Source organism: Streptococcus sp. 4155, assembly GCF_013276695.1.
GTDB classification, from domain to species: domain Bacteria; phylum Bacillota; class Bacilli; order Lactobacillales; family Streptococcaceae; genus Streptococcus; species Streptococcus pseudopneumoniae.
Genome location: NZ_VMLM01000056.1, coordinates 23,530 through 33,463, shown reverse-complemented (window position 1 = coordinate 33,463; position 9,934 = coordinate 23,530). Strand labels below are relative to the sequence as shown.

The window sequence follows — 9,934 nt, the reverse complement described above, 5'->3', positions numbered from 1 at the left end:
TCTCGTGATTTACGCATATAGGTTACGACTACCTTTTTGGACTTTAGAGTTTCTGACCCCCTTATCCGCTATATACGCCTTACTATCACGTTCCTGTTCGTAGAGCCACGATTTCGCTATCCCTTCCTCTGACGATTCTTATTTCCAGTGTCAGACTTAAAACGGTCTATCCCCAGACCGTTTTAATCCGCTACCTCACGATAGTCAGGCTTGGGAATCGCTATTGGGTTCACCGGTAGCAGGTGCCCACCGAGGACTTACACCTCAGATGCACGACATGCCCGTCGTACCAAAAATAGCCCTTCGGAAAAAATCCGAGGGGCTAGAAACGTTGTTAAATCAACGGCCGAACTTTTGAATTTCAAGGTTCGGGATAAAATAGTTTACTGAACTACTTTATTTTTTCAAGTTGTAGAATGATTTCAATCCACGGTATTCTGCTACTTCACCAAGTTGGTCTTCGATGCGAAGCAATTGGTTGTATTTAGCGATACGGTCTGTACGTGAAAGTGAACCAGTCTTGATTTGTCCTGCGTTAGTTGCAACTGCGATGTCAGCGATTGTTGAATCTTCAGTTTCACCTGAACGGTGTGATACAACGGCAGTGTAACCAGCTTCTTTAGCCATTTCGATAGCTTCAAAAGTTTCAGTAAGAGTACCGATTTGGTTAACTTTGATAAGGATTGAGTTAGCAGCACCTTCTTGGATACCACGTGCAAGGTAGTCAGTGTTTGTTACGAAGAAGTCGTCACCAACAAGTTGTACTTTCTTACCAAGACGTTCAGTAAGAGCTTTCCAACCATCCCAGTCGTTTTCATCCATACCATCTTCAATAGTGATGATTGGGTATTTGTTAACCAATTCTTCAAGGTAGTCGATTTGTTCTGCAGATGTACGAACAGCAGCACCTTCACCTTCAAATTTAGTGTAGTCGTAAACTTTACGTTCTTTATCGTAGAATTCTGATGAAGCACAGTCAAATCCGATAAATACGTCTTTACCTGGTACATATCCAGCAGCTTCAATCGCAGCAAGGATAGTTTCAACACCATCTTCAGTTCCTTCAAAACGAGGAGCAAATCCACCTTCGTCACCTACGGCTGTTTCCAAACCACGAGATTTAAGGATTTTCTTAAGAGCATGGAAGATTTCAGCACCCCAACGAAGAGCTTCTTTGAATGATGGCGCACCAGCAGGTACGATCATGAATTCTTGGAAAGCGATTGGAGCGTCAGAGTGAGAACCACCGTTGATGATGTTCATCATTGGAGTTGGAAGAACTTTAGTGTTGAATCCACCAAGGTAGCTGTAAAGTGGGATTTCAAGGTAGTCAGCAGCAGCACGAGCTACAGCGATAGACACACCAAGGATTGCGTTTGCACCCAATTTACCTTTGTTAGGAGTACCGTCAAGAGCGATCATAGCACGGTCGATAGCTTGTTGATCACGTACATCGTAGCCAATAATAGCTTCAGCAATGATGTTGTTTACGTTGTCAACAGCTTTTTGTGTACCAAGACCACCGTAACGAGATTTGTCACCGTCGCGAAGTTCAACTGCTTCGTGTTCACCAGTAGAAGCTCCTGATGGAACCATACCACGTCCGAAAGCACCTGATTCAGTGTAAACTTCTACTTCAAGTGTTGGGTTACCGCGTGAGTCTAGGACTTCGCGAGCGTAAACATCAGTAATAATTGACATTTTTTACTCTCCTTATGAGTTAAATTTTTTACACCTCTATAATACCTTAAAACCCCTCCTTTTTCAAGAAAAAACGTTATCTTTGTGCAACTTTTCCTTAACTTTATAAAGTAATCGCTTTCTTTTGTCTGTTTTATTCTAACTTTTATGATATACTGTTTTCATGACAGATTTATCAAAACAATTACTTGAACAAGCTCATGGTGGAGCAAAATTAAATCCGGATGAGCAAAGACGCTATCTTGGTACTTTTGAGGAAAGAGTTCTTGGATATGCAGATATTGATACAGCAAATAGCCCTCAGTTAGAAAAAGGATTTTTATCTATTTTAGAAAACCTTCAGGAAAAAGCAGAGCCACTATTTGTGAAGATTTCACCAACTATCGAATTTGACAAGCAAGTTTTCTACTTAAAAGAAGCAAAAGAAACTGATAGTCAAGCTACCATAGTATCTGAAGAGCATATTACTTCTCCCTTCGGTCTGGTTATCCATAGCAATGCACCCGTTCAAGTAGAAGAAAAGGATCTTCGACTTGCTTTTCCAAAACTTTGGGAAGTTAAAAAGGAAGAACCATCCAAAACATCCTTATGGAAAAAATGGTTTGGCTAAATCTTGCGCATAGTTAATAAGTGCCCAATATTGGCAGCCGTGTGCTCCAGATAGAGACTGGCATTTTTCAAACTATCTTCTAAAGGTTCACTTTTCTCCAAAATAGAAAAGACAGCTTGGATATTTTCAAATGGTAGGGGAGGTAAATCTTCAGCAAGACTACCGCAAATAGCAATAACAGGAACTCCAACAGGGGTTCTTTTTGCAACACCTATAGGCGCTTTCCCAGCAAAGCTTTGACTGTCAAGTCTTCCTTCTCCAACAACAACCAAGTCAGCATCTGAAACTTTCTTATCAAAGTTGATTAAGTTCAAGCAGGTATCAATTCCAGACACGATATTTGCCTGAGCAAAGGCACACAAACCGCCAGCAATGCCTCCACCAGCTCCTGCTCCTTTAATTTGCAATATTGCAGGTGAGACTTTTTCATAAAAGTCTTGGATTGCTTGATCTAGGACTGGAAACATAGTAAGATTTAGGCCTTTTTGCTTGCCAAAAGTGTAAGTCGCACCTTGATGACCACATAAGGGACTCACGACATCTGATAAAATATGAATTTGAACACCTTCAGGAATTTTATAGCGATTTTCTGTTGAAACAGAAGCTAAGTTTAATAAGGATTGACCGGAAGCAGGCAAGACATTTCCGTCCCTATCATAAAATTGATAACCTAAACCAGCAGCAATCCCCAGTCCTCCATCATTACTGGCCGTGCCACCAACACCGATATAAATATCTTTAATCCCTTTAGAAATGAGATGGAGAATCAACTCTCCGATACCACAAGTTTGGATTTGAAGTGGATTTCGTTTCTCTAGCGGAATTTTTCCAAGACTAACCAAGTCAGCTACTTCAAATAGTGCCAGTTGACTTTTTTGAAAATAGCGCATGGCTTCTTTTTGTCCAAAAGGGTCTGTCACTTGGATCCATTTTTCTTTTAGGTCAAGAGAATGTCGGATAGCATCTACAGTACCTTCTCCCCCATCACCAACAGGGCAGAGGAGACATTCTACATCTGCTATCGATTACTGGAAGCCTCTTTTTATTGCTTCAGCTACCTGTTGAGCTGTCAAGCTTTCCTTAAACGAATCCGGTGCAATTACAATCTTCATATTTTCCCTCATTCTAAACAGTCAATCAAAGGAAGAACTTCTAAAAAATCCCTCTTGTCAACATGATGTGGTATTTCTTTTTTGAGTACTTCTTTGGCACAAAAAGCGATTCCCAGTCCTGCTGATCTCAACATCAATAAATCATTGGCCCCGTCACCGATTGCAATCGTTCTTTCTTTAGAAAGTTTTAGTTCCTCTCTCCATTGTTCCAGAGTCTCTTTTTTAATCTGGGGACTGATAATTTGTCCAACTAATTTCCCTGTTAGATGACCGTCTTTGACTTCAACTTGGTTTGCAGAGAAATAGGCAATCCCTAGAGATTTTGATAATCTCTCAACTATTGGTGTAAATCCACCGGACACCAGACCAACTAGGATGCCATTCTTTTGGAGAATGGAAATGAATTCCTGGGCATTTAGCGATAGATGAATTGAGTTGAAGACGTTATCAAAGACCAAAATAGGAAGACCTTCCAACAAGGACACTCTTTTTCTTAAACTGCTTTCAAAGACCAACTCTCCTCGCATTGCCCGACTTGTAATCTGCGAAATTTCCGCCTCATGACCTGCCTCTCTCCCTAAAAGATTAATCACTTCTTCTAGGATTAAGGTTCCATCTACATCCAAAACACACAAGCCTTTTACTTGAGACATCAGTTCTCCTCTCTAAATAGCCTAAAAATCGTATGAAGTCATCATACGATTTTATCTATTAATTAACTAAACTATGGTACAAGTCAAGGTATGACTTGCAGGCTGTATCCCATGAGAAGTCACTCTCCATAGCTTGTTTTTGTAGGTTTCTCCAAATGTCTGGATGGTTTCTATACAAGTCCAATGCTGTTTGGAAAGTCCAATTTAACCAGTAAGGAGATAGATTGTCAAAGCTAAAGCCAGTACCGCTTCCTTCGATTGGATTAAATGCTTTAACGGTATCTCGCAAGCCTCCAACTTCATGGACCAATGGCAAGGTTCCGTAACGCATAGCCATCATTTGAGACAAGCCACATGGTTCAAAACGACTTGGCATGAGGAAGAGGTCACAAGCAGCGTAGATTTCTTGAGCAAGTTTGACATCAAAAGTGATATTTGCTGATAGCTTGTCTGGGTATATCTGAGCAAACCATGAGAAAGCTCCTTCAAAGCCTGGATCTCCAGTTCCCAAAAGAACAATCTGAACATCATTTTGCAAGATATGGTGAAGACTTTCGACCACCACATCAAAACCTTTTTGACGTGTCAAACGAGAAACAATTCCCACCAGTGGAACGTCAGCTCTAACTGGCAAGCCAACTCTTTCTTGCAATTTTGCCTTGTTTTTGGCTTTCCCAGACAAATCTTCCTGATTAAAATGATAGTCTAAAAGAGCATCCGTCTGAGGATTATAAAGATCAGCATCAATCCCATTCACGATACCAGATACTTTACCAGACTCCATTCTAAGAATCTGATCCAAGTTACATCCGAACTGACTAGTCATAATTTCATGAGCATAACTAGGCGAAACGGTCGAAACACGGTCAGCATAAAGAATACCAGCCTTCATCCAGTTTAGACAGTTGTTCCAGCGAAGGGTACCATCAGCATAACGTTCAAAGCCGACTCCAAACAAATCCCATAACATTCCTTCTGAAAATTGTCCTTGGAATTCCAAATTATGAATGGTTAAAACTGTTTTAATGCCCTCATAGGCTTGAATCCAACGGTATTTTTCCTTCAACAAGAAAGGAATCATAGCTGTATGGTAGTCATGAGCATGGAGAAGATCAGGGATAAAGTCAATTCTTTCCATAGCCTCAATGGCAGCAAGTTGGAAGAATGCAAAGCGCTCTCCGTCATCAAAATCACCGTAAACATGACCACGGAAGAAATAATATTGGCTGTCAATAAAGTAGAAGGTTACACCGTTTAAGACGGTTTTCTTAATCCCACAGTACTGTCTGCGCCAACCAACACTCACCTCAAAATGAAGCACATCTTCAATTTGATTTCCAAATTTAGCCTCTACCATGTCATAGTAGGGTAAAATCACTGCAACTTCATGTCCCGCTTTTACCAGTGATTTAGGAAGAGCGCCAATGACGTCTCCCAAACCACCTGTTTTTGAAAAGGGTGCACCCTCTGCTGCTACAAATAAAATTTTCATGAATGAATATCCTCTGTTACTTTGCTACCTTTCTTAACGACAACTGGATGTTCTGCAGTTCCTCGAATCACAACGCCATCAGCAACTTCCACACCCTTATCCAAGATAGCATATTCGACCTGAGCTCCTTCTCCAATCACAACACGAGGGAAGAGCAGGCTATCTTTAACCAGGCTATCCTTATGGACATGAATATTACGTGATAGAACAGAATTAGCCACTTGACCTTCAATGATACTACCAGACGCAAACTGAGAAGTGCTTACTTTAGATGTATTAGCATAGTAAGTTGGCTCTTCGTTTTTGACCTTTGTATAAATCTTTTGGTTTGGTGAGAAAAGAGAATAGAATTTTTGCGATTCAAGCATATCTTTATTAGCTTGGTAATAAGACTCTACAGAGTGAATATTTGCCAGATAACCTGTGTACTCGTAGGCGAAAGCTCCCTCTTTTGCAGCCAAATCCCGTAAAACATAGCGCAACTTCTCTGGATGTTCTTTTTTAGCTTCTTCTTCCAAGCGTTCAATCAACCACGGTGTATTAACGACAAAGATATCTGTAGACATATTGAACGTTTCAGCTGTTGACTTGCTATCAAATAGTTTATGAGAACGAACATGGTCTGTTTCATCCACTTCTAAGATTGCATTTACTTCTGAAATGTCTTTTTTAGGTAGTTTTTTATAAACTACAGTGATAGGGCCTTTTGTTGTACTATGTAGATGGAAAACTTGGTTCAAATCAATGTTAATCAAGACATCGCAGTTGAGGACAACCGTTTGGTTTGATCCAGAGCGTTTTAAATAAGTAAGAAGCTGTTGGTAGTATTCTTTTCCTACTGTGCTACTCTCCACACGAGTATTGTAAATACCTAGATAATAGTGACTGAGAAGGGTTGATAAGCCCCACTCGCGTCCTGAACGGATATGGTCAAAGACTGAGCTGATATTATCCTGCTGGAAAATACCAAAGACACTACGAACACCTGCATTAGCAAGGCTTGAAAGTGGGAAGTCAATCAAACGATATTTCCCACCAAATGGCAAACTTGCTACTGGACGGTGGTCTGTCAATGTCGACATATCGTGAAAACCAACTGTGTTTCCTAAAATGGCAGAATATTTATCAATCTTCATCTGTTGCTACCCCCACTACTTCATTATATCCTACAACTTGTACTTCATCTGTTCCATCAATTTCGACACCGTCAGAAATAATCGCACCTTCACCAATAATGGCACGTTTAATCTTAGCTCCTTGACCAATGATAGCTCCACTCATGATAACTGAATCAACAACTTCCGCTCCTTCGCGAACTTGCGCGCCTGTTGAAAGGATAGAATGTTTAACAGTTCCATCAACGAAACATCCGTCTACAACTAATGAGTCTTCCACATCAGCATTTGCTCCGAGGAAGTTTGGTGGTGAAATCAAGTTTCTTGAGTAAATCTTCCATTGACGGTTACGACTATCCAAGGCATTCTCTGGAGAAATGTACTCCATGTTCGCTTCCCAAAGAGACTCAATCGTACCAACATCTTTCCAGTAACCGCTAAATTCGTAAGCATAAACACTTTCACCTGACTCAAGGTAATTTGGAATGACATTTTTACCAAAATCTGACATATCTACATTGCTCTTTTCAGCAGCAACGAGCATATTGCGGAGACGTTGCAAATCAAAGATGTAAATACCCATAGAAGCCTTTGTAGATTTAGGTTGAGCTGGTTTTTCTTCAAATTCAACAATGCGATTATTGGCATCTGTGTTCATAATACCAAAACGGCTAGCTTCCTTTAGGGGAACATCAAGAACTGCGACTGTCAAACTAGCATTATTATCCTTGTGAGACTGGAGCATAGCATCGTAGTCCATTTTGTAGATATGGTCCCCAGACAGAATCAAGACATACTCAGGATTGACACTGTCGATATAGTCGATATTTTGGTAAATAGCATGACTAGTCCCTTCGAACCAACGATTTCCTTCACTTGCAGAATAAGGTTGAAGAATAGAGACACCAGAATTGATACCGTCTAGTCCCCAGCTTGAACCATTCCCAATATGGTTGTTGAGAGCAAGAGGTTGGTACTGTGTAATGACTCCAACATTGTGAATCCCTGAGTTGGCACAGTTTGAAAGAGCAAAGTCAATGATACGGTAGCGCCCACCAAATTGCACAGCTGGTTTTGCGATGCTTTGAGTGAGTTTACCGAGACGAGTTCCTTGCCCACCAGCAAGAATCAAAGCTAACATTTCATTCTTCATTTTCTACTCCTTTTTGGTTTTTACTTGTGACAGTTTTATCAGATTTCAAGCGGCGTTTGATTTTCCAAACACTTGCTCCCATAGCCGGTAGGGTAAAGGTCAAGGTCTGCTCATAATCTTTCCATAGTCCTTCTTGCGTTTGAACAGTTTGATTATGTTCTTTCCAAACGCCTCCCCACTCTTCTAACTCAGTATTCCAGACTTCTTCATAAATCCCTGCAACAGGCAGACCGATTGTAAAATCTTTTCGTTCAACAGGTGCCATATTAAAGACGCAGACTAGCATGTCGCCCTTCTTACCCTTACGGATGAAGGAAAGAACACTCTGGTCTCGATTATCCGCATCAATGATTTCAATACCATCATAGCTGGTATCGATTTCCCACAGACAGCGATGATCTTTGTAAAACTGGTTTAGCTGAGAAGTGAAATACTTCATCTTAGCATTCATAGGGTCTTCTAGATTAGACCATTCCAACTGCTCTTCAGATCTCCATTCTAGGAATTGGCCGTATTCACTACCCATGAAGAGCAATTTCTTACCAGGGTGACAAATTTGGTACGTATAGAGATTGCGCAAGCCTGCGAATTGATTATAGCGATCTCCCCACATCTTGTGCATCATACTCTTCTTGCCATGAACAACTTCATCGTGTGAGAATGGTAGGAGATAATTCTCCTTGAAGACATACATAAAGCTGAAAGTCACTAGGTTAAAGTCGTATGTACGATAAATCGGATCTTCTTCATAGAAACGGAGAATATCATTCATCCAGCCCATATTCCATTTGTAGTCAAAGCCAAGACCATCTGAATCCTTTGTATCAGTAATCTGAGTAGCTGATGAACTTTCCTCAGCTATCATCATCACATCTGGATGAGCTAGTTTAATGACATCATTCAAGCGTTGAAGGAAATAATATCCTTCATAGTTGAGATTACCGCCATCTTTATTCGGTGTCCATGGGGCATCATCGTAATCTAGATAGAGCATGTTGCTAACCGCATCCACGCGAATACCGTCCAAATGGTAAAAGTCAATCCAAAACTTAATGCTAGAAATCAAGAAGGACTGGACTTCATTCTTCCCAAGGTCGAAATTGAGTGCTCCCCAACCATAGTTATGAGCCTTATTATGGTCTTGGTATTCAAAAGTCGGTGTCCCATCATAATAGGCTAAGGCATCATCGTTGATGGTAAAGTGACCTGGTACCCAGTCCACAATAACTCCAATATTATGGGTATGACACTCCTCGACAAAATCTTGAAACTCCTCTGGTCGGCCATAAGCATGCTCTAAAGCGAAGTAACCCATAAGCTGATACCCCCAACTCAAGCCCAAAGGATGGGACATCAAGGGCATAAACTCAATATGAGTATAGTTCATTTCAACGAGATAAGGAATGAGTTCATCCTTGAGCTGGGCAAAACTATAAGGACTGCCATCAGAATTTCTTTTCCATGATCCAGCGTGAACTTCATAGATATTGACAGGACGCTCTTCAAAGCCCCAACGTTTTCTTCGTGCCAGCCAAAGTCCATCCTTCCATTTCTTCTCAGGAAGCTCTGTTAAGATTGCCCCTGTTCCTGGACGATCCTCATACCTGACAGCAAAAGGGTCAATCTTCATCAGTTGATGACCATTTTGACGTGTGACATGATATTTGTAAATATGCCCTTCTTGAGCCATATTGGTAAAGACTTCCCAGACCCCAAAGTCATTTCTTACCATTGGAATCTGATTTTCTACCCAATTGGTAAAATCCCCTACCAAGTGAACTGCCTGAGCATTGGGTGCCCAAACTCGGAAAGTATAGCCAGACTCACCATCTTTTTCTTCCCTATGCGCTCCCAGATAATGCTGGAGGTGAAAATTCTCACCTGTCATAAAGGTGCGCAATGCTTCTCTTCTATCCATATACTCCCTTTCTGCTGTAAGCGTTTTCTGTGTTTTTATTATACTACTTTTTTAGAGAAGATTCAAGTAAATTACTATACTTCTTTAAAATTATTTTGAAAATCTACAAAAAGTTAACTTAGTTGTTCAATTGTAAATTAATATTTTTTCAAAAAAATTGCGAAAATGCATTTCTTTTTC

General features: G+C 40.6%; 7 protein-coding genes and 1 pseudogene. 1 reads left to right on the top strand and 7 read right to left on the bottom strand.

All coding sequences use genetic code 11. The annotated features are described in order from the left end of the window. Positions 1 to 396: 396 nt before the first annotated feature. Positions 397 to 1,701 carry a surface-displayed alpha-enolase gene (gene eno, locus HT715_RS07610; RefSeq protein ID WP_000022822.1) on the bottom strand — a complete coding sequence of 435 codons (1,305 nt, stop codon included), beginning with the start codon at positions 1,699 to 1,701 and terminating at the stop codon, positions 397 to 399. Between the two features lie 163 nt (positions 1,702 to 1,864). On the opposite strand from eno, the gene HT715_RS07605 reads away from it, so the two are divergent. Next, a complete protein-coding gene (locus HT715_RS07605; protein WP_000131108.1) occupies positions 1,865 to 2,311 on the top strand; it encodes a DUF1694 domain-containing protein in 447 nt (148 codons plus the stop codon). Here HT715_RS07605 and HT715_RS07600 read toward each other — a convergent pair. From HT715_RS07600 to glgB, 6 genes and pseudogenes are all read right to left on the bottom strand, one after another. Beyond that, positions 2,308 to 3,423 (bottom strand): annotated as a pseudogene (locus HT715_RS07600) (glycerate kinase). The gene HT715_RS07605 and the pseudogene HT715_RS07600 overlap by 4 nt on opposite strands. 8 nt (positions 3,424 to 3,431) lie before the next feature. Then, the gene (gene serB / locus HT715_RS07590; RefSeq protein WP_000084487.1) at positions 3,432 to 4,076 is read right to left on the bottom strand and encodes a phosphoserine phosphatase SerB; all 645 of its coding nucleotides are present in this window, start codon (positions 4,074 to 4,076) and stop codon (positions 3,432 to 3,434) included. 58 nt (positions 4,077 to 4,134) lie between these two features. Then, positions 4,135 to 5,568, bottom strand: coding sequence for a glycogen synthase GlgA (gene glgA, locus HT715_RS07585; RefSeq protein ID WP_138701269.1), 1,434 nt, complete (start codon positions 5,566 to 5,568; stop codon positions 4,135 to 4,137). Further along, positions 5,565 to 6,704, bottom strand: coding sequence for a glucose-1-phosphate adenylyltransferase subunit GlgD (glgD, locus tag HT715_RS07580; protein WP_138701270.1), 1,140 nt, complete (start codon positions 6,702 to 6,704; stop codon positions 5,565 to 5,567). The genes glgA and glgD overlap by 4 nt, the downstream gene beginning before the upstream one ends. After that, positions 6,694 to 7,836: a glucose-1-phosphate adenylyltransferase gene (locus tag HT715_RS07575; protein WP_172922882.1), complete on the bottom strand. Its 1,143-nt coding sequence runs from the start codon at positions 7,834 to 7,836 to the stop codon at positions 6,694 to 6,696. Before HT715_RS07575 ends, glgD begins: the two co-directional genes overlap by 11 nt. After that, positions 7,826 to 9,754, bottom strand: a complete 1,929-nt coding sequence (gene glgB / locus HT715_RS07570; RefSeq protein WP_138699726.1) for a 1,4-alpha-glucan branching protein GlgB — start codon at positions 9,752 to 9,754, stop codon at positions 7,826 to 7,828. The genes HT715_RS07575 and glgB overlap by 11 nt, the downstream gene beginning before the upstream one ends. Positions 9,755 to 9,934 lie beyond the last annotated feature (180 nt).